Source organism: Pseudarthrobacter sp. 1C304, from assembly GCF_052245515.1.
Classification (GTDB): Bacteria; Actinomycetota; Actinomycetes; order Actinomycetales; family Micrococcaceae; genus Arthrobacter.
Genome location: NZ_JBQQCH010000002.1, coordinates 502,244 through 527,938, shown reverse-complemented (window position 1 = coordinate 527,938; position 25,695 = coordinate 502,244). Strand labels below are relative to the sequence as shown.

Here is a 25,695-nt window from a genome sequence, read left to right as displayed (position 1 = left end):
TTTCCTGTCGGTTCTGAAGTTCGGAAAGCCCCCCGGATGGAGCAGAGGCATCACTGGTTATTCGGTCCCGCCGCCCAACTGGATGGCCAGCGCGGGCATAATTGCGCTGAGACCCCGGTCACTGAGGATCTGTGAGTGCCGCTCATCGACCTCCACCTCGGTGATGGTGCCGGTGATGAACGGCTGCCAGGTGCTGCTGCCGGGGGTGCCGTGGGGCACGTCGCGGGTGGCCCGGAAGAACAGCAGGTCGCCGTCGAACACCTGCGGCTGCTCGCCCCGGATCAGCCGTGCCAGCTCCGGGAAGTTCTCCACCATGGCGCTGACCGAGTCCAAGGGCACGGTGCCCAGCGGGTTGTGGTGCCCGCGCAGGATTTCCTGGGCACGCCGCGCGTCCATCCCATCCTTGTCCGCGTCCGGGACGTCGTAGCCCTGCGCGTCGAGGTAGGCGGCCCAGAGCTCCGGGCCGGTCCCGACACCGGCGTTGTCCTCCTGGTTGCCCGGGAAGGCGTCGAGGATGGCCAGGGAGGCCACCTCTTCGCCGATTTCCTGCAAGCGGGTGGCCAGCCGGTGCACCAGGTGCCCGCCGAAGGACCAGCCCATCAGGTGGTACGGGCCCTCTGGCTGCACGGAGCGCAGCTGCGCGATGTAGTCATCCGCCAGCTCGGTCAGGCTTCCGGCCCCGACCGGGTGGGTCCGTCCGGGTTCCATGCCCGGCATCTGCAGGCCCATCAGGGGCCGTTCCGGATCCAGCCTGCCCAGCATCGAGGCGTAGGCCCAGCTGATGCCGGACGCCGGGTGCACGGCGAAGAGCGGCGGCTTGCTTCCGGCGGTCCGCAGCGGCAGCAGCTGGCGGAGGCTGTCCGCGGCGCCTTCGTCCGCACCCTTGGCGGCCTCGCGGAGCAGTCCCTCTACTGTGGGAGCGCGGAACAACGACTGGACCGTCAGGTCCGTGCCGAGCGCTGAGTTGACCTTCGCAATCAGGGGCTGTGCCAGGAAGGAATGCCCGCCGAGTTCGAAGAAGGATTCGTCCACGCCGCACCGCTCCAGTGACAGAATGTCGGCGAAGATCCCGGCAACCGTCTTCTCGCGGGGAGTCCGCGGGCCCTGCCCGGCACTGCGGGCGGTGCTGCCGGGGTCGGGCAGCGCGGCCGCGTCCACTTTGCCGTGCGCTGTCAGCGGCACCTCCGCAATCACCACGACCGCGGCGGGCACCATGTAGTCCGGCAGCAGCCCCCGCACGTGGTGGCGGGCGGCGTCAGCCAGGGCGCCGGCGTCGGGCAGGTTTCCCGGGTCCGCCACGGATTCGGCCGGGACGATGTAACCGACCAGGCGGGTGCCGCCGTCGGTTCCGCCGGTGTCGCCGATGGAGCGGACGACGGCGGCGCTGACGCCGGGGGCGCTGCGCAGGGCCTGCTCCACCTCGCCGGGTTCCACCCGGAAGCCGCGGATCTTCAGCTGGTCATCGTTGCGCCCGGCGAAGACCAGCCGCCCGTCGGCATGCCGGTAGACCACGTCGCCGGTGCGGTACATCCGCTCGCCGCCGCCGGCGAAGGGGTCCGCGATGAAGCGCTCCGCAGTCAGTTCCGGGCGGCCCCGGTAGCCGCGGGCCAGCTGCCGGCCGGCAACGTAGAGTTCGCCGGCCGCACCTGGCAGGGTGTGCTGCAGCCTGTCATCCAGGACGTAGAGGCGCGTGCCCGCCGTGGGCTGACCCAGCACGGGTCCGCCGGTTTCGGTGACGCGGGCCAGGACGGTGTCCACGGCGGCCTCTGTGGGGCCGTAGAGGTTCCACGCCCGGACGCCGGGGTGCGCTGCGACCGTGTCCCACAGCCCGGCGTCGAACGCTTCCCCGCCGAGGGCCAGGCTGAAGCGTCCGGTCCGGGTGGTCCCGGCGGCGTGCGAGTCGAGCAGCCCGGTGAACTCCGGCTCGGTAAGGAGCTGGCGCAGGTAGCCGGGGGTGGTTTCCCACGCGCCAATGCCGTGCCCGGCGAAGTAGGCGGCGAGCTGCCGGGAGTCGCGGCGGGTCTCGTCGCCGATCAGGTGCAGCTCGTGGCCGGCCACCAGCCACAGGATCGGGTCCCAGGAGGCGTCGAAGCCGACGCCCGTCGTGTGGGCGACGCGCCGGCGTTCGACGCCGGCGAGCAGGGTCTCGCGGTGGGATCCAAGCAGCGCCGCCAGTGCCCCGTGGCTTACCTCGACGCCCTTCGGCCGGCCGGTGGAACCGGACGTGAACATGACGTAGGCCAGCTCGCGCGGGTCCGGCTCGGGGAAGGCGTCCAGCCCGGCAGCCGCAGCCGTGCCGGTGCCGGCGTCCACGGCCTCGGATGCTGCCGCGAGGTCTTCCAGGACCAGCACCTGCGGCCGGACCGCCAGCCCCGCGAGGAGCTGGCCAAGCCTTGCGGCCACGGCGCGGCTGGTCAGCACCACCGGGGGAGCCGCGTCCGCCAGGATGGCAGACGCCCGCTCGTCCGGGTATTCGGTGTCAATCGGGTTGTAGGCGGCGCCGGCGGCCAGCACGCCGAACAGGCTTTCGACCGTCCCGCGCGAGCGGGGAATCAGCACGGACACCACGTCGCCGCGGCTGACTCCCGCCCCGGCCAGGGCGGCGGCGATCCGGGCTGCCGCGGCAGCGAGGCCCGCGAAGCTGAGGCTTCCGTCCTCCGCCACCAGGGCGGTGGCCTCCGGGGTGGCGCGGACCGTCGCGGCGAAGGCCGCCAGGATGCCGGGCTCGGCGTCGGCCGTTCCGGCGGCGGGGCCGGAGCGGGATCCCGCGGTGGCCTCCATCAGTGCCTGGGATTCCTCCGCCCCGAGCATGGGGAGCAGGGACACCGGCGTCTCCGGGGCAGCGGCGGCAAGTTCCAGGAACCGGCCGAAGCTGTCGGCCAGACGCCGTGCGGTTGACTCCTCGAACATGGCCGCGTTGTAGTCGAGCGTGCCGGCGAGCCCGACGCTGTTGCCCTCGACGGCGGGGGTTCCGCCGTCGGGCCGGAACGTGAAGGAGAGATCGAACTTGGCTTCACCCGACGCCGTCTCCGGCTCGGGCGCCACCTCGACGCCGGGCAGTTGCGGGACGGCCGGCGCGTCGTTGTCCACGGTGAGCATGGTCTGGAACAGCGGGTGGCGGCCCAGCTCACGGTCCGGGTTCACGGCCTCGACCAGCCGTTCGAAGGGAACGTCGTCATGGTCGAAAGCTGCCAGGATGCTCTCCCGTGAGCGGCCGAGCATGGTGCGCAGGCTGGGATCTCCCGCCGCGTCCACCCGCAGCGGCAGCGTGTTGACGAAAAAGCCGACCAGGCTGCGCAGCGCCGGATCCGTCCGGCCCGCCGTCGGGGAGCCGATGACCAGGTCGTCGCCGGCGCCGCTGCGGTGCAGGAAGGCGGCCAGGGCGGCGTGGAGCGCCATGAACAGGCTGGCGTTCGACGCCGAGGCCAGGCCGTTGAGCGCGGTGACGCCGGCCGGGTCGAGCCGGAAGGCCAGCTGCCGCCCGGGCTGGCGTGATTCGCGCGGCCGGCGGTGGTCCGCCGGGAGCGTCAACTCTGCCGGTACGCCGGACAGGGCGCGGCTCCAGTGGCCGAGCTTGGCGCCCAGGGCTGTGCTGTCGAGCTGCTGCCGCTGCCAGATGGCGTAGTCGGCATACTGCAGGGGCAGGGGCTCAGGGCCGGCTGCTGTTGCTTGCTCCGGGGCCCGCTCCGGGTCCCCGCCGCGGGCGGCCGTGTAGGCGGCGGACAGGTCGCGGGCCAGCGGGGCCAGGGACGCGCCGTCGCTGGCGATGTGGTGCATCACCAGGTGCAGGACCCACTGCGGGGCGCCACCGGACGCCACCGGAATCAGCCTGGCCCGCAGCGGCAGGTCGGACCGGACGTCGAAGCCGCGCCCCGCATCGTCGCGGAGCAGGCCCGGAACCTCGGCCGGGTCCGCGGCGGGGCTGACGGACAGGCGCATGCCGCCGGCGTGGGCGGCGTCGGCCGGGTCCACCACCAGCTGCTCCGGCACGCCACCGGTCTCCGGGTAAACCGTCCGGAGGACTTCGTGGCGGCGGAACAGGGCGCCGACGGCGGCGGCCAGCGCTCGCTCGTCGAGATCCCCGGTGAGGCGCACGGCCAGGGAGATGTTGTAGTCGGCCGAGCCCGGGTCCAACTGGTTGAGGAACCACATCCGGGACTGGGCGAAGGAGAGCGGAAGACGCGCGGGACGGACTGATGCGGTCCCGGCCAGCCAGTCCGTGAGCGGGACCGGCGCTGCCGCGGGCTTCCGCTCCGCAGCATCCGGTTCCGCACTGTCCGGCCCCGCACTGTCCGGCGCGGTTGCCGGCGTCGTTGCGTCATCCACGGAGGCTACGGACCCGTCAGAGCCTGCGGAGCCCGGCGCCGCCGGGGAACCGGTGGTGCCTGTCTGCCGCTGGGCCGCTGCCAGCAGCCCGGCGGGAGTGGGCTCATCGAAGAGCGTGCGCAGCGGCAGGTCGGTGCCGAACGCATCGCGGATGCCGCCCATCATGGCGACGGCGAGCAGCGAGTGGCCGCCCAGGACAAAGAAGTCGTCGTCCAGGGAGACCTCGTCCACGCCCAGGACCTGGGCGAAGATCCCGCACATGGTTCGTTCATCTGCGGTGGCGGGAGCGGTGCCGGTACCCGCGCCGGTGCCGGCAGCCGGGTCCGGGAGGGCTTTCCGGTCCAGCTTGCCGTGCGCTGTCAGCGGGATCGCGGGCAGCTGGATAAAGACCGCCGGCACCATGTAATCGGGCAGCGTGCCGGCGGCCCGGGCGCGGAGCTCGCCGGCCCCGGCGGTGCCCGTGTAGTAGGCCACAATGCGGTGGGCCGGCTCGCCGTCGGGCACGGCAACGGCCCGTTCCACGTCCGGGTGGGAGGACAGGGCGGCCTCGATCTCGCCAAGTTCGATCCGGAAGCCGCGGACCTTGATCTGCTCGTCCGTGCGGGATAGGAACTCCAGCGAGCCGTCCTGTGCCCGCCGCACCAGGTCGCCGGTGCGGTACATCCGGCTGCCGTCGGCGGCAAAGGGATTGGCCACGAACCGGCTGGCTGTCTCGGCGGGACGCCGATCGTAGCCGCGGGCCATGCCGGGGCCGGCGAGGTACAGCTCGCCGGGAACGCCGGCCGGGGCGAGGGCCAGGTACTGGTCCAGGACGAAGGTGTCCGTGTGGGCGATGCCGCGGCCGATCACCGGTGCTCCGCCGCTGATCTCCGCCGTCACCGAGTCCACCGTGAACTCGGTGGGGCCGTAGAAGTTGTGGGCCGAGACCTCCGGCGTCGACGAAAGCCGCGTCCAGAGCCCGGCGGACACCGCCTCGCCGCCGAGAGCCAGGACCAGGGGGTGCTCCCGGGAGGGGTCCAGCAGGCCGCTCTGCAGCAGCAGGTCGGCGTAGGACGGCGTTGTTTCCAGAACATCGATGCCGTGGCTGCGGCAGTAGGCGGCCAGCGATTCGGCGTCGCTGCGGACCTCATCGGCCACAAGGTGGAGTTCCGCTCCGGCGATCAGCCACAGCATCGGATCCCACGCGGCGTCGAAGCCGAGGCCGGCGATGTGGGCCACGGAGACAGTGCCGTCCGGGCCGGCTGCCGCGAAGCGCGGCGCGTAGAGGGTGCGGTGGTGGTGCCGGTAAAGGTTCGCCAGGGCACCGTGCGGGACGGCCACACCCTTGGGGCGGCCGGTAGAACCGGAGGTGTAGAGCACGTACGCCAGATCCTCGGGGCCCGGGCGGCGCTGGGCCAGGGCATCGTCTGACACGCCGGCACCCGCTGCCAGGAGGGCGTCGACGTCGAGCGTCCGCGGATGCCCGGAGCCGTACCCACCTGGCGCCGGGGCGCCGGAGATCACGACGGCGGGAGCCCCGTCCTCGAGGATCATCCGGATCCGGTCCTCCGGGTAGGAGAGGTCCACCGGGATGTAGACCGCGCCCGCGGACAGCACGGCCAGCGCGGCAGGAACGGCGTCGGACGTCCGCGGCAGGGCCACGGCCACCCGGTCGCCCGGCTCCACCCCGGAGGCCAGCAGCCCCTTCGCGAGGGCCCGGACACGGCTGTGAAGCCGGCCGAAGCTGGCACCGCCCTCGGTTCCGGCGGCGTCGATGAGCGCCATGGCCTCCGGCGTCCGGTCCGCCGTGGCCCGGAAGGCCTCGACGACGGTGGCGTACCCGTCCGCGTCCGACGCGGCGGGCTCGGACCGGAGGCTCTGCGCCAGGGCGAGCCGGTGCTGTTCCGGGGACTGGATCCGGAGCCGGTCCAGCGTGATCCCGGGATCCGCCGCGAACTGCTCGATCACGGCCACGTAGCCGGCCACGAGCTGCTCGACGGTGGCGCGGGTGAACAGGGCCGGGTTATAGGCAAGGGTGCCGCGGATGCCGGCCGCGGCGTCTTCCGCGGGTCCGCCTGCGACGGTGCCCTCTTCTACGGGGCCCACTTCAATCAGGTCCAGGAGCAGGTCGAACTTGGCCCCGCCCGGTTCCTGACTGAGGTCCGCGGTGGCCTCGAGCCCGTCCATGGCGAGCCCGGCCGCCGCCGTGTTCTGCAGCGTGAGCATTACCTGGAAAAGCGGGTGGCGGTGCTGGGACCGGGCCGGGTTGAGCTCCTCGACCACGCGCTCAAAAGGTGCGTCCTGGTTGGCGTAGGCGTGCAGGTTGGTGTACCTGACGCTCTGCACCAGCTCGGCGGCGGAGGGATTCCCGGACGTGTTGGTCCGCAGCACCAGGGTGTTGACGAAGAAGCCCACCAGCTCGTTGAGCCGGGTGTCCGTCCGGCCGGCCACCGGCGTGCCCAGCGGGATGTCCTCGCCCGCGCCGGACTTGGTGAGCAGGGCCGCGAGTGCGGCCTGCAGCACCATAAAGAGGCTGGCGTTGTGTTTCCGGGCCAGCGCGTTGAGCCGGGCGGCGGTCTCCGGGCGGATGGCCAGGGGAACGGACGACGCCGGCTGGGCGTCGGCCTGCGCGCCGCGGACGAAGTCGAACGGGAGCCGCAACTCCTCGGGGGCGCCGCGCAGTTCGCGGGTCCAGAAATCGAGCTGGCGGGAGATGGCACTCGCGGCGTCGTCCTCGCTGCCCAGTTCCCCGCGCTGCCACAGGGTGTAGTCGGCGTACTGTACGGGAAGCGGCGCCCACGGTACGTCCGTTCCGGCGGCCAGGGCGTTGTAGGCGAGGGAGAGGTCCTGCGCCAGCGGGGCCAGGGACCAGCCGTCCGCGGCGATGTGATGCAGCGTCATGGCGAGCACATGATGGTCCGGAGCCAGCTGGAACAGGACGGCGCGGAGCGGCAGCTCCAGGGTGACGTCGAAGCCCCGCCGCGTTTCCGCGGCGAGGGCCCCGGCCAGGCCGTTCGCGGTGCACTGCACCGCCAGGAGCTCCACCGGGCGCTCGCCGGGGGAGAGGATCTGCTGGGCGGGCTCGCCGTCCACCACCGGGAAGATGGTGCGCAGCGTTTCGTGCCGGTCCGTGACCTGGTTGATGGCGCCATGCAGGGCGTGAACGTCCAGGGGACCCTTGAGCTCCAGCACCACGGGGATGTTGTAGGCACCGGATCCGGGGTCGAACCGGTTCAGGAACCAGAGCCGGCGCTGGGCGAAGGACAGCGGGATGACGGCCGGGCGGTCCGCCGGCTGGAGCGGGTTCGCGGAGCCGGATCCGAGCTCCAGCGTCTCGGCGAGGGCCGCCACAGTGGCCTGTTCAAACACGGTCCGCAGCGCCGGGGCGGCGCCGGTCCGGTCCCGGAGCAGGGCCACCAGCCGGGTTGCCAGCAGGGAGTGGCCGCCGAGGTCGAAGAAGTCATCCTCGAGCCCCACGGCGTCGAGCCCGAGGACTTCCTTGAAAGCCTCGGCCACGATCCGTTCCCGCTCGGTGCGCGGCGCGGTGCCGGTGGCTTCCGCTTCCGGCGCGGGCAGCGCCCGGGTGTCCAGCTTGCCGTTGGCGGTCAGCGGGATGGCCGCAATCTGCTGCACGGCGGCGGGCACCATGTAGTCCGGCAGCTGCCGCCGGAGGAGCTGGCGCAGTTCCGCCGTGTCCAGTTCCGCTGTATCCAGACCGGCACCGTCTTGCCCGGCGGCGGTGACATAGCCGAGCAGTTGGTCGTAGCCGGCGCGGTTCTTGGTGACGGCGACGGCGGCGTGTTCCACACCGTCGAGGCCGCGGAGGACCTCTTCGATTTCGGCGGGCTCGATCCGGAAACCGCGGATCTTGACCTGGGCGTCCATGCGTCCCCGGAACTCCAGCGTCCCGTCCGGAAGACGACGGACGACGTCGCCCGTCCGGTACATGCGGGAGCCGTCTGAGACGAACGGGTCCGCAACGAACCGTTCGGCGCTGAGCCCGGGCTGGTCGAGGTAGCCGCGGGCCAGGTTGATGCCGGCGACGTAGAGTTCGCCGACGGCGTTGACGGGCACCGGGTTCAGGCCGGAGTCCAGGATGTAGTGCCGGCTGTTGGCCACCGAGCCGCCCAAGGTCGGCCCAGTGCCGGGGTGCATCACGGCGGTGAGCGAATCGACCGTGGTCTCGGTGGGGCCGTAGAAGTTGTAGGCCATCAGCCCGTCCTTCTCTGCGAGGGCGCTCCACAGCGGGGGATCCACGGCTTCGCCGCCCAGGGCCACCACGGACGGGTGGGTGTCCTGGTCGAACAGGCCGCCGGCCAGCAGCACCTTCGCGAAGGACGGGGTGGTCTCGATCGAGTCGATGGCCGCGGCGGCCAGGTAGCTGCTGAGTGCTTCCGGGTCGCGGCGGGTGTGGTTGTCCACGAGGTGCAGTTCATGGCCTGCGATGAGCCAGAGAATGGGGTCCCAGGACGCGTCGAAGGAGAGTCCGGCGGTGTGCGCCACTCTCAGTTTCCGTCCCAGCCGCTCTTCCGCGGGCACGAAAATGCTGTCCCGGTGGGCGGTGTAGAGGTTCAGCAGGGCGAGATGCTCGACGCCGACGCCCTTGGGCCGTCCGGTGGAGCCGGACGTGAAGATGACGTAGGCCAGATCCTGTTGCCCGGCCGGGGATTCCGGCGCCGACCCGTCCTTGGCAGCCAGGCAGGACACCATAAGGGCCGCATCCAGCACGGTGACGGGCACGTCCGTGGCGAGTTCCGCGTGGCCGGAGTCCGCATCGGTGAACGCGGAGGAGGTCAGCAGCCGGACCGGGGCGGCATCGTCGAGCATGCCCTCGACCCGGCCCGCGGGGTAGTCCGGGTCAAGCGGCAGGTACGCAGCCCCGGACTTCAGGATCGCCAGGATCGCGACCGGCAACAGCACACTGCGGTCCAGCCGGACGGCGACGGTCTGTCCCGGGCCCGCCCCGTGGCTTTTGAGGAACCGGGCGAGCTGGTTGGAGCGGGATTCCAGCTCGTCGAAGGTGAGTTCGCCATCAGGCGCGACGACGGCGGTCCGGGAGCCGGACTCCCGGGCGCTGATACGGAATTCCTCCACGACAGTGTGCCGGGGAAGGGCGGTGTCTCCGGCATCTCCGGCGGCCAGCAGGGAGCGTTCCTCGACTGCGGTGGTTACCGACAGGGCGGCGAGAAGGGATTCGGGCCGGGTGGCGACCTCGGAGAGGAGCCGGACGAAACGGTCCAGATGCTCCTCCAGTTGCGGCGTGCTGTAGAGGGCGGCGTTGGCTTCGAACTGGACTCTGGGCCGAGGTGGGCGTCCCTGTCCCGTGCCGGCGGCCGTGTCCGCGCCGGCGGGCCCGGCACCGAGGCCGTGGATGATGATCGAGAGGTCATCGATGGGGCCGGTGGACAGGATGTTCATGGTGCCGCGGGCAGGGCCGAAGCTGATGTCGTCCAGGACGGGCAGAATGTTGACCGAAGGGCCGCGGTAGCCGCTGTGGGCGTTGCGGTCCTCGAAGCGGCCGCGCTGGTGGATCACCGCTGCGCGGAGCGTGGCGCCCATGGCGCTGATGGTGTCGCGGACCGTGGTGCCGGGATCAACGGCGATCCGGACGGGCACGACGTTGGACAGCATCGACGGCGTCGATTTCGCCAGTTTGCCGCGGCGCGCGGTCACGGGAAGGGCGACCGAGACGTCGGGCTCGCCGGTGATCCGGTGCAGGTACAGGGCTGCGGTGGTGAGCACCAGCGCAGGCGCCGAGCCAGCGGCGGACTGAAGCGCGGTGGCGGCGGTGGCCGGCAGCGTCCTGGCGGCGCGGACCAGCGAGCTGGCCGCGCCCGCAGGCCGGCCGGCCAGCCCTGCCGCGGCAGGGGCGTCCTGCAGTTGGCCCTTCCAGTAGGCGTGGTCCGCGTCGGCGGCATCCGATCCTGCATAGTCCTTTTCGGCGGCCAGGAGTTCGATCAGGGCACCGAAGGCCGGGGTGTCTGTGCTCCCCGGGTTCTCCTTGTTCGCCAGCAGCCCGTCATACAGCTCCGCCACGCGCTGGAGCACCAGCACGGCCGAGTAGCCGTCAAGCATGAGGTGGTGGACCCGCTGGTAGAAGAGATACCTCTCCTCGGAGAGCTTGATGAGCTCGGTGTGGAGCAGTTCATCCGCAACGACGTCTCGGGCGAGGCCCAGGTCCGAGTCCATCAGCACCCGGGCTTCAGCCTCCGGGTCGTGGGCACCGCTCAGGTCCGTCACCACAAGGTCCGCCGCGTTGGGCCGCGGACGCTGGAACGGGCCCGCGTGGTCCTCGCCGAACGCCATGTTGAGGGCGTCCGTTTCGGCCACGGCCCGCGCGACGGCGTCGGCCAGGGCCGGCACTTCGAGTGGCCCCTCGATTTCGACGAACTGTCCGATCTGGTACATCGGGTTCTCCGGCGCCAGCTGCTGCGCATACCAGATGCCTCGCTGGGCGGGACTCAGATCGAGCCGGCCGTCGGAGTTGTCGGGCAGGGCATTCAGTTTCGGGGACATGTTCCTTCTCGGGTGCTCGAGGGGGCGCGGCGGGCGGGTTCAGGGCACAGCAAAGGAAGCCGCGCTGTGGGCTCAGAAAAAGGGGCCCCCGGCCAGCCCGTCGATGGGGCCGGCTGGCCGGGGGATCAGGGGACTGCGGGGGTTACTGGAACTGCCCGAACTGGAAAGGGCCGGTCCCGCCGGTGTCGACGAGGGGTCCGTCCACGAGGGGGCCGTTGATGACGCCGCCGGTGACGAGTCCGCCGTCGAACAGTCCGCCGTCGATCAGGGGGCCGTCGACCAGCGGGCCGACGCTGACCTGGTTGCCGGACGCGGAGTCGCTCAGGGCAGTGGTGTCGGTGGCGGCCTGGGCCGGCATCGACGTGGCGGCGAGGGCGGCGAGGGCCAGTGCGGATCCTGCAGCGATTCTGGTTGCGGTCTTGAGGGTCTTCGTCACGTTCATCTCCAGTCAGGTAGCCGTACAGTTTCCACGCACCAAAAAGGTGTCATAGGAACATTCGGACCCGCGTGGAACGCGGATGGGTCGGCCGCCCCGCCCGCAAAGCAACGCGGGGTCACCTAGCGCCCATTGGAAGGCCCCGGATGGACGTTAGGTGACCCCGCGTTGCGGTGAGGCGGAGCGTCAGCGGTGGTGCCGGGCCCGCAGGACCACCTTGAACAGTTCGCCCAGGAGCAGCAGCAGCACGGCCGGAACGAGGCAGGCCAGCCACTGCTCGCCGGTGAGCGATACAGTGCCGAACAGGTCCTGCAGCACCCGCATCTGGGTGATCAGCATGGAACCGATGAAGGCCCACGCGAACGCCCAGAGCAGTTTCGGGTTGGAGAGGGTGGATGGTCCGAAGGCGCTCTCGGTGGGGTACCGCAGGTTGAGTGCCACGGCGATGTTCATCAGCCCCAGGCCCACGATGGCCATGCTTTGTCCGATTTCGAGGGAGCCGTAGGAGGTCTTGCCGATCTCCACGAGGACCAGCGTCGCGGCGGCCATAAACAGCCCGACGACGAACAGGCGCACCATCATCGACCGGACAATGATCGGCTGGTTGAAGGGCCGCGGCTTGCGGGCCATGATGCCCGGCGTCGCCAGGTCCAGGCCCATCACGGCACCGATCGGGGCCACGATCGCCATGTGGATCCACAGCACCTGGGCCGGGCTGAGCAGCGCCGTGCCAGCGATCGCGAACGCGGAGGACCCGATGAACGCGAGGATGAACATAAACAGGTTGGCGACCTGGATCCGGATGAACTTCTGCAGGTTGTCGTACACCAGCCGGCCCTGCTCGACGGCGGCCACGATGGTGGCGAAGTTGTCGTCCGCGAGGATCATCTTGGCCGCGCCCTTGGCGACGTCCGTGCCCGTGATGCCCATTGCGATCCCGATGTCGGCGGCGGCAATGGCCGGGGCGTCGTTCACGCCGTCGCCGGTCATCGCCACAACGTGGCCCTTCCGCTTGAGCACCTCCACCAGCCGGACCTTGTGCTCGGGGGCCACCCGGGCGATCACCCCGATGCCGTCCACCTGGCTGTCCGCCTCGGTGTCGCTCATCGCGGCGAATTCGGCACCCGTGACTGCGCGGCCCCTGATGCCCAGTTCCTCGGCGATCGCGGCGGCGGTGATGGCGTGGTCGCCGGTGATCATCCGCACCCGGATGCCGGCGTCTTTGGCCTTGGCGATCGCGGCCACGGCCTCGGCGCGCGGCGGGTCCACCTCGCCGATCAGGGCGCAGATCTCCAGGTCCTGCATCAGCGCCATCAGGTCACCCGAGGGATCGAAGGTGGCCGGGTCGAACTCGCGCTGCGCGAGGGCGAGCACGCGCCGGCCCTGGCTTGCGATGCGCTCGTTCGCATCGAGGACCTTCGCCCGCATCTCCTCGGTGAGCTGCTCGGCGCGCCCGCCGGGCATCCGCCCGGACGACGACCTGGCCAGCACGACGTCGGGAGCGCCCTTCACGTAGGCGCGGATCACGGGCCTGCCGTCGGCACCCGGCATCCGGTGGAACGTCGCCATGAACTTGTAGTCGGAGTCGAACGGCACTGACGCCACCCGCGGGTTGTTGCGGCGGAACTCCTTGACGTCCACCCCGCCCTTCTGCGCGAGGACGTACAGGGCCGCTTCCGTGGGATCGCCGATGACGGCGCCGTCCTGGATGTCCGAGTCGTTGCACAGCGCGCAGGGAAACATCACATAGTCCAGGTCCATCTCCTCGTTGCCGGTGGTCCGCTGGACCTGGCCCTCGAAGCTGTAGCCCTCGCCGCTCACGGTGTAGTGGTGCTGCACGGTGACAAACTCGCGCACCGTCATCTGGTTCAGGGTGAGGGTGCCGGTCTTGTCCGAGTTGATCGCCGACGTCGACCCCAGCGTTTCGACCGCTGGTAGGACCTTCATGATGGCGTTCTTCTTGGCCATGTTGACGGACCCCACCGACAGGATGGTGGTGACGACGGCGGGCAGCGCATCAGGGATGGATCCGACCGCCAAGGCCACGCCGATGCCGAAGAGCACTGTGAAGGAGTCGCCCTGGGCCAGCCCCATCACCACGATCGCGAGGAACGCGAAGAGGGCCGCGATGATGATGAAGATGGTGAGCCGGTCCACCTGCTTGGTGAGGGGTGTCTTTTCCTCTTTTTGCCCGGACAGCATGTGGGCGATATGGCCCACCTCGGAGCCCATGCCCGTGGTGGTCACAAGGATCTCGCCATGGCCCCGGGTCACGTTGGTGTTCATAAACGCCATGTTGATCCGGTCGCCGATGCCGACCTCGTGCCGGTTGATGGCCGCGGTGTCCTTTTCGACGGCGACGCTCTCGCCGGTGAGGGCGCCCTCCTCTATCTGGAGGGTGGCCGACAGGATGATCCGGCCGTCAGCGGGGACGCGGTCGCCGGCGTCGACCACCACAATGTCGCCGGGCACAATCTGCTCGGCCGGGAGTTCCAGCATGTTGCCGTCACGGCGCACCTTGGCCATGGCCTTCATCATCTTGCTCAGGGACGCGGCCGCTTGCTCGGCTTTGCCTTCCTGGTGGTAGCCCAGCCACGCATTGAAGAGGGTCAGGATGGCGAGCCCGATGGCCGTGCCGTACTCCGCGATCAGCAGGCTGACCAGGGCCGCGACCACAAGCACAATCTGCATGTAGTCCCGGTAGTGCTTGAAGAACCGTTTCCAGACCGGCTCCGCCTCCGCGGCGGCCAGGGCGTTGGGGCCGTACTCCTGCAGCCGCTGCTGCGCCTCGGCGGCCGTCAGCCCGCGGGCCGGGTCCACCCGCAGCTCGGCCGCTACCTCCGCCGGAGCCAGCGCGTACCACGTGGTCTCCGCCTCCGCGGGGGCCAGCCCTGTCGCTGCTCCAGGGGTGTCGTTCATGGGGTCCTCCTCATCGCGGCGCTGCTCAGAACGGGGTCGGAATGTGCCGCACCGCCAGGGTCGACTCGGTGTAGTCGCCCGCTTTCTGGCGCTTGGGCAGTTCGATGTCGAGCCCCGGGAAGGGCTCGTAGGGCACCTGGCTGAGCAGGTGGCTGATGATGTTGAGCCGGCCGCGCTTCTTGACGTTGTTGTCCGCGACGTACCAGGGTGCCCAGGCGGTGTCGGTGGCCTCGAACATGGCGTCCCTGGCCCGGGAGTAGTCGTACCACCGGGTGTACGACTTCAGGTCCATGGGCGAGAGCTTCCAGGTTTTGCGCGGATCGTCCATGCGGCTCTGTAGCCGCCGGGTCTGTTCGTCGGCGCTGACCTCCAGCCAGTACTTGAGCAGGATGATTCCGGAGTCCACCATGGCTTTCTCCACCAGCGGGGTCATGTTGAGGAACCGTTCGGTCTGTTCCGGGCTGCAGAAGCCCATCACCCGCTCCACGCCGGCACGGTTGTACCAGCTGCGGTCGAAGATGACCACCTCTCCGGCGGCCGGGAAGTGCGCCATATACCGTTGGAGGTACATCTGGGATTTTTCCCGGTCCGTCGGCGTGGGCAGGGCCACCACCCGGAAGACGCGCGGGCTGACCCGCTCGACAATCCGCTTGATGGTGCCGCCCTTGCCGGCCGTGTCGCGCCCTTCGAAGACGATGCAGATCTTGGCTCCGGTGGCCTTCACCCACTCCTGGAGGGCCACCAGTTCGCCCTGCAGGACGGCCATCTCCGCTTCATATTCCTTGCGGGGCATCTTGCTGCGGAGCGCGTCGCCGCCGTCGTCCTTCTTGTTTTTCTTCTTTTTACCCACGATCGGCCTCCTGGACGGTCCTTCCTCGGGCGAATCCGGCAACCGCTGCGTACCACTGGCGGGACGCATCCTGCGGCCACGGCACGGGGCGGAGGGCGCCGGCCCCGGTGGTCGGCACTGATTAGGGGCACTGATCAGTGGCACTGGTCGGGGGCGCTCTTGCGCAGCGTGATGTCATTCCCAGTGTTCTCCCGCGCCGGAAGCGCGGTCTACGGCACTAAGACCCTATTAACTCCACCGCCGCACCAGCCAACGCGGGGTCACCAAGCGCCCAAGATGGGGCCCGGGATGGGCGCTAGGTGACTCCGCGTTGCTTTTGGGAGCGGCGGGTCAGCGCGGGTGGCGGGCACTCAGCCGCTGCACAGCCAGCGCGAGCCACAGCTGCACCCGGTCCGAGGTCTGGGCAGGGTCGTAGCCGGTGAGCTCGGTGATCTGGGCCAGCCGGTAGCGGACCGTGTTCCGGTGCAGCGTCAGCTCCTCGGCGACCGCGGCCACGGAGCCGTTGTTGTTCAGGTAGCTCTCCAGCGTGGCCATCAGCTCGGCGCCGTGGGCGGCGTCGAAGTTCCGCAGCGGGTTCAGTGACTCGTTCGCCATGTCCGCGAGCGGCACGTCCTCGCTGGCCAGCAGCAGCGACGTCAGGCTCAGCCGCTCCGGTTCGTTCACGGGCAGGCCGTGGCTCGCGGCGTCGCGGGCCTCGAAGTAACTCCAGCGCAGGCCGTTCGGTTTGGTGTACGCCCCGCCGATGCCGATCGTGGCATGGATCCCGGCCTCGGCCAGATGGTCGCTGAGGCCCTTGGCCAGCGCACTGGCGCCGCTGCCGTCGTCGGGAACCACCGCCACCAGGTCCTTCCCGACGACGGCGCTCACCGCCTTCTCCAGCGGCTGCGGCAGGGAGGACGCACCGAGCTGCTTGAAGTGCGCGGCGGATTCGGCCAGCAGCACCACGTTCCTGCGGGTGCTGTTGACGCCGATGCCGGCGAGGCGCCGGGTGGCTTCGCTGGGCTCCAGGGTCCCGTGGATCACGTCCTCCAGGACCTGCCCGGCCAGGGCGCGCTGGGACTGGCGCTGCTTGACCATGTTGTTGAGCTCCACGCTGATCAGGTTCTGCGCGTAGCCCACAATCCCGGAGTCCTCGAACGGCTGCTTCACCCAGAGGGTGCATGCGTCGCGACGGCCGGTGGGGATGGGGAACGACGCCCAGCCGTCGGCGCTCGGCGCGGGATGACCCGGCACGCTGTTGTAGAGCTGGGCGGTGAACTGGGTCAGCACAATGTCCGTGCGCAGCATCGACCCCAGGTGCTTGAGGAGCTCGGCGAGCCCGCCGCCGGTCAGCAGGGCGCGGGCCAGGATCTGGTGCCCGGCAATCAGCCGCTCCAGCTTGGTGAAGTGGTCCGCGGACTGGGCATCCGCCACCAGCTTGCCGATCGCGATGAAGGGGGTCTCGTATGGCACCTCCACCACGGGCAGGCCCCAGCGGTTGGCCTCGGCAATCAGCGCCGGCGGCACGGCGTCGTGCGTCAGGCCCACCCCGAAACCGATGCCCACAGCGCCGGCACGCTGGACCTGGCGGACAAAGCGGCGCTGCTCCGGGGCGCTCTTGAGCCGCATGCCTGTGGTAAGGACCAGTTCGCCGCCGTTGAGGAACCGCTGCGGGTCCTCCTGCTCGGTGACGGCCACCCACACAATGTCCTGGTGCCAGGTGGTCTCGGCGAGGCCTGCCTTGGCGAGTTTGAGGGAGGGAACCCCCAGCAGGGCAGCGAGTGAAATGGCCATGGATTCAGGATAGCCGGGGGCTGGTCAAGCGCACTAAAGCCCTGCGTTGAGGGTGTGCAGCTGCCTATTCCCTGGCTTGGCCCCCTGGCATAGGCTCGGACCAGTCGCAGGTCCCGTCCTGCCTGCCCCTTCCCCGCCAGCACGAAAGAGGTTGTACACCGTGGTTCAAACCTTGCAGAACTTCATCAACGGGGAGTTCGTCACCCCCGCCGGCACCGCCCTGCTGGACATCGTCAACCCCACCAACGGGGAAGTGGTGGCTAAGTCACCGGTCTCGGTGCAGGCCGACGTCGACGCCGCGATGACCGCCGCGAAGGACGCCTTCGCCAGCTGGAAGCACGTTACCCCCGGCCAGCGGCAGCTGATGCTGCTCAAGCTCGCCGACGCCGTCGAGGCCAACAGCGACGAACTGGTCGAGGCCCAGCACCGCAACACCGGCCAGGTCCGCTCCCTGATCGCCTCCGAGGAAGTCGCCGCCGGCGCCGACCAGCTGCGCTTCTTCGCCGGCGCCGCCCGCATCCTGGAGGGCAAGTCGGCCGGAGAGTACTTCGAGGGCCACACCTCCTACGTGCGGCGCGAACCGATCGGCGTCGTCGCCCAGGTGGCACCGTGGAACTACCCCTTCCTCATGGCTATCTGGAAGATCGGCCCCGCCCTGGCCGCAGGCAACACCGTGGTGCTCAAGCCCTCGGACACCACCCCGGAATCCACTCTGGTGCTGGCCCGCCTCGCGGGCGAGATCTTCCCGGCCGGCGTGCTCAACGTGGTTCTGGGCACCGGCGAGACCGGCGCCATGATGGTGGAGCACAAGGTCCCGGGCCTGGTCTCCATCACCGGTTCCGTCCGGGCCGGCATCGCTGTCGCCTCCGGCGCTGCCAAGGGCCTGAAGCGTGCCCACCTGGAGCTGGGCGGCAAGGCGCCCGCCATCGTGTTCAAGGACGCTGATATCAAGAAGAGTGCCGCGGCCATCGCCGAATTCGCGTTCTTCAACGCCGGCCAGGACTGCACCGCGATCACCCGCGTCCTGGTCCAGGACGAGGTCCACGACGACGTCGTCGCAGCCATGGTGGAACACACCAAAACCCTGCGCACCGGTTCGCAGAACGACGAGGACAACTACTTCGGCCCGCTCAACAACGTGAACCACTTCAACGCCGTGACCTCGGTGGTGGAGCACCTCCCGGCGAACTGCCGGATCGAAACCGGCGGCCACCGCGCGGGCGAAAAGGGTTTCTTCTTCGAGCCCACCATCGTCACCGGCGCCAAGCAGACCGACGACATCGTGCAGAAGGAGACCTTCGGCCCCGTCATCACGGTGCAGAAGTTCAGCAACGAGGCCGAAGCGGTGGAGCTGGCGAACGACGTCGACTACGCCCTGGCCTCCAGCGTCTGGACCACAGACCACGGCACGGCCATGCGCGTCAGCCGCGATCTGGACTTCGGCGCGGTGTGGATCAACACCCACATCCTCCTCACCGCCGAAATGCCGCACGGCGGCTTCAAGCAGTCCGGCTACGGCAAGGACCTCTCCATGTACGGCGTGGAGGACTACACGCGTATTAAGCACGTGATGAGCGCGCTGGACGCATGACGCAGATGCATAATCCCCACCGGCGCCCTAACCTCGCTCCGCTCGGCCAGGGAACCCTGCCGGCGTGGCCCCAATCAGTTGAGAAGGAAACTCCATGACCACCACCGCCCATGACATCACCTACCGTCTTGAGCAGAAGCGCCGCGTCCAGGCCGATTTCCCGGGCCCCAAGTCCGTGGCCCTGACCGAACGCCGCAAGGCCGTCGTCGCCGCCGGCGTCGCCTCCAGCGTTCCCGTCTTTGTTGCCGACGCCGACGGCGGCATCATCCACGACGTCGACGGCAACTCGTTCATCGACCTGGGCTCCGGCATCGCCGTGACCAGCGTCGGCGCCTCCGACCCGGCCGTCGTCGGGGCCGTGAAGGAAGCAGTGGAGCACTTCACCCACACGTGCTTCATGGTGACGCCCTACGAGGGCTACGTCGCCGTCGCCGAGCAGCTGAACCGCCTCACCCCGGGCGACCACGAGAAGCGCACCGTGCTGTTCAACTCCGGCGCCGAGGCCGTGGAAAACGCCGTCAAGGTGGCCCGCCTCGCCACCGGCCGGGACGCCGTCGTCGCCTTCGACCACGCCTACCACGGCCGCACCAACCTGACCATGGCGCTGACCGCGAAGGCCATGCCGTACAAGACCAATTTCGGCCCGTTCGCGCCGGAGGTCTACCGCATGCCCATGAGCTACCCCTACCGCGAGGAAAACCCGGAGATCACCGGTGCCGAGGCCGCCAAGCGCGCCATCACCATGATCGAGAAGCAGATCGGCGGCGACCAGGTGGCCGCGATCATCATCGAACCCATCCAGGGCGAGGGCGGCTTCATCGTCCCCGCCGAGGGTTTCCTGCCGGCGCTGGCGGCCTGGGCCAAGGACAAGGGCATCGTGTTCATCGCCGATGAGGTCCAGTCCGGATTCTGCCGCACCGGTGAATGGTTCGCCGTAAACCACGAGGGTGTTGTCCCGGACATCATCACCATGGCCAAGGGCATCGCCGGCGGCATGCCGCTCTCCGCCATCACCGGCCGCGCCGACCTGCTCGACGCCGTCCACCCGGGCGGCCTCGGCGGCACCTACGGCGGCAACCCGGTGGCCTGCGCCGCGGCCCTGGCGTCCATCGGCTCCATGGAGCAGTACGGCCTTAACGCCCGCGCCCGGCACATCGAGGAACTCGCCCTCGGCAAGCTCCGCGAACTGGCCGCTGAACAGCCGGTGATCGGCGACGTCCGCGGCCGCGGCGCGATGCTGGCCATCGAACTGGTCCAGGCCGGCTCGAAGGAGCCCAACCCGGAGCTGACCAAGGCTGTTGCCGCGGCCTGCCTCAAGGAGGGCGTCATCATCCTCACCTGCGGCACCTACGGCAACGTCATCCGCCTGCTGCCGCCGCTGGTCATCAGCGACGAGCTGCTGCTGGACGGGCTGGCCGTCCTGGCCGCGGCCATCAAGGCCAACGCCTGACCCGGCACACCACACGCGCAAACAGCGGCAGGGCCGCGGACTCCGGTCCGCGGCCCTGCCGCGTTAAGCGGCTCCGCCCCTGCCGGTCCGCCCGGGGCCGGTGCCCAGAACGGGGCCGAAAGTCACGGTCTCCGGAGGTCATTTCCGCGCTGCGCTGGGCTAGAGTCGTTCCTACCACTGCAGGAACGCAGACCGGCCGACGTCGCCCGGAACCCCGGGAGCAAAGCTGGCCTCTGCCACAGACCCATAAGGGGTTCATACATGCGATACGTAGTTGGCTACACTCCCACCGACCGCGGCGCCGACGCCGTCGCGCTGGCCGCTGCCATGGCCCGCGCCCAGGGCGCGCACCTCGACCTGGTCTACGTGGTGGACCGGAAAACCCCTTACGTCGCCATGAACCCGGAGGGGAGCCGGGTCAGCGCCGCCGAACAGGAGGTGCTCAGCGCGGAGCGGGAGGGCATGTCCCTCGTTCCCAAGGACCTGGAGGCCCGGTTCCACGTGCGCCAGGCCGACTCGCACGCGGCGGGGCTGATTGAGGCGGCGCAGGAGTACAAGGCCGGCCTGATCGTTGTGGGCGCCGCCAGCGCCGGGCTGTTCAAGCGGTACACCATCGGCAGCGCCGCCAACGCCCTCCTGCACGCCTCGCCCGTTCCGGTGGCGCTCGCGCCCCGGGGCTACCGCCGCACCGAGCCGATCTCGCGGCTGACCCTGGCCGTGGGCCAGCGCACCGGCGCGGAGGCGGCGATCGACGTCGCGATCGAGTCCGCTGCACGCCGCGGCGTCCCGCTGCGGCTGGTCTCCCTGGTGGAACTCGACGCCGCCGGGAACAACAGCGGCGAGAACATCAACGCGGCGCACATCCACGCCAATACCGTGCTCACCGCGGCCGCCCACCGCCTCCCGGAGGGACACCACGTCACCGTTGAGGTTGCCCACGGCCGCACCATCGAGGAAGCCATTGACGACCTCGACTGGGACGAAGGCGAAATCCTGATCGTGGGCTCCTCGCGGCTTGCGGAAAAGAACAAGCTGTTCATCGGCAGCACGGCCCACAAGGTGCTGCTGGCCCTGCCGGTGCCCATGGTGGTGGTTCCGCGCGACTACGAGCGGGTCAACAGCAGCCCCGAGGACTGACGGGACCAGGGGCGGAGTGCCGGGCGGTGGGCCCGGCGCTCCGCCTGTGTGCGCCCGGGTTGCCCCGCCGCAGCCTGACGCCTCAGGCGCGGGTCTTCAGGCTGTGGCGGCGCGGGCCAGTTTCCGGCCCACAGCGTTCTTTCGGGCGGTGAGGAGCATGTCCACCGTGAGCACCAGGAGGGCCAGCCAGACGACGCCGAAGCCGATCCAGCGGTCCGTGGTCATGGGCTCTTGGAACACGGCCAGCGCCACGATGAACTGCAGCACCGGGGCAAAGTACTGCAGCAGCCCGATGGTGGTCATCGGCAGCCGCCGGGCGGACGCGCCAAAGAACAGCAGCGGGACGGCGGTGATGATCCCGGACGCCGCGAGGAGCCAGAAGTGCGAGGCGCCGTAGGCCGTCAGAGTGGCGGCGCCGGTGAGGGCCAGAACCGTCATCGCGGCGGCCGCCACGGGCGCCAGCACCATCGTCTCGACAGTGAGGCTGGTAATGGCGTCGGCCCGCGGGCCCACGCGCTTCTTGACGAAGCCGTAGAGGCCGAAGCTCATGGCGAGCGTCAGGGCGATCCACGGCAGCTTGCCGTAGGACACCGTCAGGACGCCCACGGCGATGAAGCCGATTCCGACGGCGGCCCACTGCAGCGGCCGCAGTTTTTCCTTCAGCACCACCACGCCCAGCAGCACCGAGACCAGCGGGTTGATGAAATAGCCCAGGGACGCTTCCACAGCCTGGCCCGTGGTCACGCCGTAGACGTAGGTCAGCCAGTTCACCGCGATCAGGACCGAGGCGATGACCAGCGGCCCGATCACTGTGCGGTTCCGGAACGCCGCGCCCAGGACCCGCCACGTCCGGGTGATGGTGATCAGCAGGACGCAGAACACCAGTGACCACAGCACCCGGTTGGCCACGATCTCCACGGCACCCGCCGGTTGCAGCAGGAAGAAGTACAGGGGCATCAGCCCCCACAGGCCGTAGGCGCCGATCCCGAAGATGATTCCCGCCGTCGTGTCCGTGTCCACGGCCTTGAGGACGGCGGGCGGCCGCTTGGACGGGCTGCCGCCGGGACGGGCAGCGCCGGCGTCGCTCAGCGCGGCGGGGGAGAGGGAACGGTCGGGGGTAGGCACAAGATCAATAACACCACCTGCGGGACCCCTATTCCTGCCTTTTCTGTTCCGGAGTGCCCGACGGCGGTGCGCGCGTCCCTGCGAGTTGGGTCACCGGGACGCCCGCAAGCCGGGGCGGACACTTAGAATAAGGAATTGTGCGCTGCTCGACTGGCGCAGCCGCCAAGACTTACGAAGGGCTCCCGGTGTCCAACTCGGCCGAAAACACGTCCAAACGTCCGCTCCGCGTCGCGATTGTTGGCGCCGGACCGGCCGGCGTCTACGCCGCGGACATCCTGACCAAATCCAATGAGGTCAAGGACGGCGACTTCGAGGTCAGCATCGACCTGTTCGAGGCCTACCCCGCTCCCTACGGCCTCATCCGCTACGGCGTCGCACCGGACCACCCCCGGATCAAGGGGATCGTCAACGCGCTGCACAAGGTCCTGGACCGCGGAGACATCCGTTTCCTCGGCAACGTCACGTACGGCCGGGACCTGACCCTGCACGATTTCCGGGCCTTCTACGATGCCGTGATCTTCTCCACCGGCGCCATCAAGGACGCGGACCTGGACATTCCCGGCGTCGGGCTGCAGGGGTCCTTCGGCGGTGCCGACTTTGTCTCCTGGTACGACGGGCACCCCGATGTGCCGCGGGACTGGCCCCTGGACGCCAAGGAGATCGCGGTGATCGGCAACGGCAACGTGGCCCTCGACGTCGCGCGCATGCTGGTCAAGCACGCCGACGAACTGCTGGTGACTGAAATCCCGGACAACGTCTACCAGGCCCTCAAGAATTCGCCGGTCACGGACGTGCACGTGTTCGGCCGCCGGGGTCCGGCGCAGGTCAAGTTCACGCCCCTGGAGCTGCGCGAACTCAGCCACGCCAAGGACGTCGACATTGTCCTGTACCCCGAGGACTTCGAATTCGACGAAGCTTCGGACGAGGCCATCCGCGGCAACAACCAGATCCGCACCATGGTCACCACCCTGACGAACTGGCTGGTCGAGGAGCACGCCGAGGCCGAGGAACCGTCCTCCCGCCGGCTGCACCTGCACTTCCTGCACAGCCCCGTGGAGATCCACGACGACCCTGAGCACCCCGGCCAGGTCACCGGCATCAAGTTTGAGCGGATGCAGCTGGACGGCACCGGCAACGTCAAGGGCACGGGGGAATTCCTGGACTACCCGGTGCAGGCCGTCTACCGGGCCATCGGCTACCACGGCTCCCCGCTGGACGAACTGGAATACGATGCCCGCCGCGGCGTCATCCCCAACGAGGGCGGCCGGGTGCTCGACTCCGACGGCAATCCGGTCCCGGGCATCTACGCCACCGGCTGGATCAAGCGCGGCCCCGTCGGCCTGATCGGCCACACCAAAGGCGACGCGCTGGAGACCATCGGCTTCCTGCTCGAGGACCGTTTGAACCTGCCGCCGGCGCAGAACCCGGACCCGCAGGCCATCATCGACCTCCTCGAGGAGCGCGGGATCGAGTACACCACCTGGGAAGGCTGGAACAAGCTCGACGCCCGGGAACTGGCCCTCGGCACGGAGTGGACCGCGTCCGCCGGCGCCGACGGCGTGGCGCGGGAACGCATCAAGGTGGTTCCCCGCGAGGAAATGGTGCGGATCTCCCGCGGCTAGTTCTGCCCCGCGACGCGCACACGTTCCCGCGCTGCGCCTGTGTTTCCGCGCTGCGCTAAAGTGCGGGCGCGGCGGTATTCCGGTGTCGAGAGGGCGTAGGCGCGTCGCGGGCTTGTTGGCGCGTCGCAGCAACACGGTCCCGGTAGCGCACGCTGCGCCGAGGTTCCCACGATGCGCTCACGTGCCTGCGATGCGCCTGTGTTTCCACGCTGCGCTAAAGTGCGGGCGCGGCGGTACTCCGGTGTCGAGAGGGCGTAGCCGCGTCGCGGGCTTGTTGGCGCGTCGCAGCAACACGGTCCCGGTAGCGCACGCTGCGCCGAAGTTCCCACGCTGCGCCGAAGTTCCCGCGCTGCGCCTGTGTTTTCACGCTGCGCTAAAGTGCGGGCGCGGCGGTATTCCGGCGTCGAGAGGGCGTAGGCGCGTCGCAGGGATGTTGCCGCAGCGCAGGCTGGTCTTCTGCGCTCGCTTCTGCGCTCTGGCGGGCGCCCGCAACGGCCAGTAGACTCGGATCGACCTGGCTGCCTCCGGCACGCCGTCGTGCCCGTCCGGTGGGAGTTCAATGAGGAATCCGATCCATCCGGCAGTGCTGCACCCGCCCGCAGGCGGGGTTCCCGCGGCGCTGCGCCAGCAGTATGCCAGCGCCGGCCACGAACAGCTGGACGCGCGGGGCCACGGGCTCCCGGCGGACCTGCAGCTGCCGGGCCTCAGCACCCTGATCCAGGAATCCTGGCGGCGCTCGGCCGAACTGCACGCCAACCCGGACAACCCCGAGGCCCCGCTGGCGATGGACCGCGAGGAACTCGAAGAGTACCGGCGGCAGCACCCGCTGGCGGCCATCATGCCGGTCATCCACAAACTGCTGGTCCTGCCCAGCCACGACAGCGGGATGCTGGTGGCCGTGGGCGACGAGGTGGGCCGGCTGCTCTGGGTGGAGGGCGACGCCGTGATGCAGCGCCGGGCCGAGGGCATGATGTTCGTTCCCGGCGCCGACTGGTCCGAAGCCACCGTCGGCACCAGCGCCCCGGGCACCGCCCTTGCCCTGGGCCGCGGCATCCAGATCTCCGGTGCCGAACACTACAAACGCTCCGTCCACCCGTGGAGCTGCACAGCCGTCCCTTTCCACGACCCGGATTCCGGCGCCCTCCTGGGGGTCGTGGACATCACCGGCACCGAGTCCGCCGTCGCCCCGCACACCCTGTCGCTGGTCGAGGCCACCGTGGCGGCCGCCCAGGCGCACCTGCGCGTGGAACGGCTGCAGGCCGCCGCCGCACTCCAGTCCGCCCCGGCGCGGCGCCGGAGCCCGGCACCGAAAATCGCGGACACCCCCTCGGCCGCCAGCCTGTACCGCAACAGCCTCCAGCTCCTGGGCCGGGACCAGGCGCTCCTCAGCATCGACGGCCACACCGTGGCGCTGTCCGGCCGGCACAGCGAGATCCTGGCCCTGCTCAGCACGCACCCGGAAGGCCTCAACGCCGAGGAACTCTGCGCGCTCCTGTACCCGGGCGGCGGGTCCACCATCACGCTCCGCGCCGAAATGGTGCGGCTGCGCAAGGTCCTCCAGCAGCTCAACCCGGCCGCCGTCCCGGATTCCCGGCCCTACCGGCTGCCCCTGGACCTGGTGCCGGACTCCGGGCAGGTCCTCAACTGCCTGCAGCGCGGCGCCCACCGGATCGCCCTGGAGATCTACCGCGGCGCCGTCCTGCCCCGCTCCGAAGCCCCCGGCATCGCCGAGCTCCGGAACCGGGTGTCGTCCCTGCTCCGCGAAGCGGTGCTGACGGATGGGAGCGCCGAATCGCTCCTCCGGTACGCCGAACTGCCGGAGGCCAGGGACGACGTCGAGGTCCGGCTCGCGGCGCTGAGGCTGCTGCCGCCGCGGTCGCCCCGGCGGGCCGCCGTCGTCGCGGATCTGGAACGGCTCGACGCCGAACTGAGCGCCTAACCCACATGGCGTGACCTGCATCACTTCAGTGC

At 69.9% G+C, this 25,695-nt stretch carries 11 protein-coding genes; 5 read left to right on the top strand and 6 right to left on the bottom strand.

What is annotated here, in order from left to right; all coding sequences use genetic code 11:
* Positions 1–57: 57 nt before the first annotated feature.
* The 5 genes from ACTWQD_RS06485 to ACTWQD_RS06465 all read right to left on the bottom strand — a co-directional run bounded on the left by ACTWQD_RS06485 (position 58) and on the right by ACTWQD_RS06465 (position 16,799).
* A complete protein-coding gene (locus tag ACTWQD_RS06485) occupies positions 58–10,821 on the bottom strand; it encodes an amino acid adenylation domain-containing protein (protein ID WP_443195321.1) in 10,764 nt (3,587 codons plus the stop codon).
* 142 nt (positions 10,822–10,963) lie between these two features.
* Positions 10,964–11,257, bottom strand: coding sequence for a hypothetical protein (locus ACTWQD_RS06480; RefSeq protein ID WP_443195320.1), 294 nt, complete (start codon positions 11,255–11,257; stop codon positions 10,964–10,966).
* A gap of 186 nt (positions 11,258–11,443) precedes the next feature.
* Positions 11,444–14,176, bottom strand: coding sequence for a cation-translocating P-type ATPase (locus tag ACTWQD_RS06475; RefSeq protein ID WP_443195319.1), 2,733 nt, complete (start codon positions 14,174–14,176; stop codon positions 11,444–11,446).
* Between the two features lie 25 nt (positions 14,177–14,201).
* Positions 14,202–15,026, bottom strand: coding sequence for a polyphosphate kinase 2 (gene ppk2 / locus ACTWQD_RS06470; RefSeq protein WP_443195318.1), 825 nt, complete (start codon positions 15,024–15,026; stop codon positions 14,202–14,204).
* 330 nt (positions 15,027–15,356) lie between these two features.
* Entirely contained in the window at positions 15,357–16,799 is a 1,443-nt protein-coding gene (locus ACTWQD_RS06465) for a PucR family transcriptional regulator (protein ID WP_443195317.1), read from the bottom strand.
* Between the two features lie 160 nt (positions 16,800–16,959).
* Between ACTWQD_RS06465 and ACTWQD_RS06460 the strand changes: the two genes are divergently transcribed.
* The 3 genes from ACTWQD_RS06460 to ACTWQD_RS06450 all read left to right on the top strand — a co-directional run bounded on the left by ACTWQD_RS06460 (position 16,960) and on the right by ACTWQD_RS06450 (position 20,977).
* Positions 16,960–18,390 carry a gamma-aminobutyraldehyde dehydrogenase gene (locus ACTWQD_RS06460; RefSeq protein ID WP_443195316.1) on the top strand — a complete coding sequence of 477 codons (1,431 nt, stop codon included), beginning with the start codon at positions 16,960–16,962 and terminating at the stop codon, positions 18,388–18,390.
* 94 nt (positions 18,391–18,484) lie between these two features.
* On the top strand, positions 18,485–19,840 hold the full coding sequence (gene gabT, locus ACTWQD_RS06455; protein ID WP_443195315.1) for a 4-aminobutyrate--2-oxoglutarate transaminase: 1,356 nt from the start codon (positions 18,485–18,487) through the stop codon (positions 19,838–19,840).
* 261 nt (positions 19,841–20,101) lie between these two features.
* Positions 20,102–20,977: a universal stress protein gene (locus tag ACTWQD_RS06450; RefSeq protein WP_443195314.1), complete on the top strand. Its 876-nt coding sequence runs from the start codon at positions 20,102–20,104 to the stop codon at positions 20,975–20,977.
* A gap of 96 nt (positions 20,978–21,073) precedes the next feature.
* On the opposite strand, the gene rarD is transcribed toward ACTWQD_RS06450, so the two are convergent.
* Positions 21,074–22,102 carry an EamA family transporter RarD gene (gene rarD, locus ACTWQD_RS06445; protein WP_443195313.1) on the bottom strand — a complete coding sequence of 343 codons (1,029 nt, stop codon included), beginning with the start codon at positions 22,100–22,102 and terminating at the stop codon, positions 21,074–21,076.
* Positions 22,103–22,287: 185 nt separating this feature from the next.
* Here rarD and ACTWQD_RS06440 point away from each other — a divergent pair, with 185 nt between their 5' ends.
* Positions 22,288–23,724 (top strand): FAD-dependent oxidoreductase, encoded by a 1,437-nt coding sequence (locus ACTWQD_RS06440; RefSeq protein WP_443195533.1) that lies wholly within the window; start codon positions 22,288–22,290, stop codon positions 23,722–23,724.
* Between the two features lie 559 nt (positions 23,725–24,283).
* Entirely contained in the window at positions 24,284–25,663 is a 1,380-nt protein-coding gene (locus tag ACTWQD_RS06435) for a GAF domain-containing protein (protein WP_443195312.1), read from the top strand.
* Positions 25,664–25,695 lie beyond the last annotated feature (32 nt).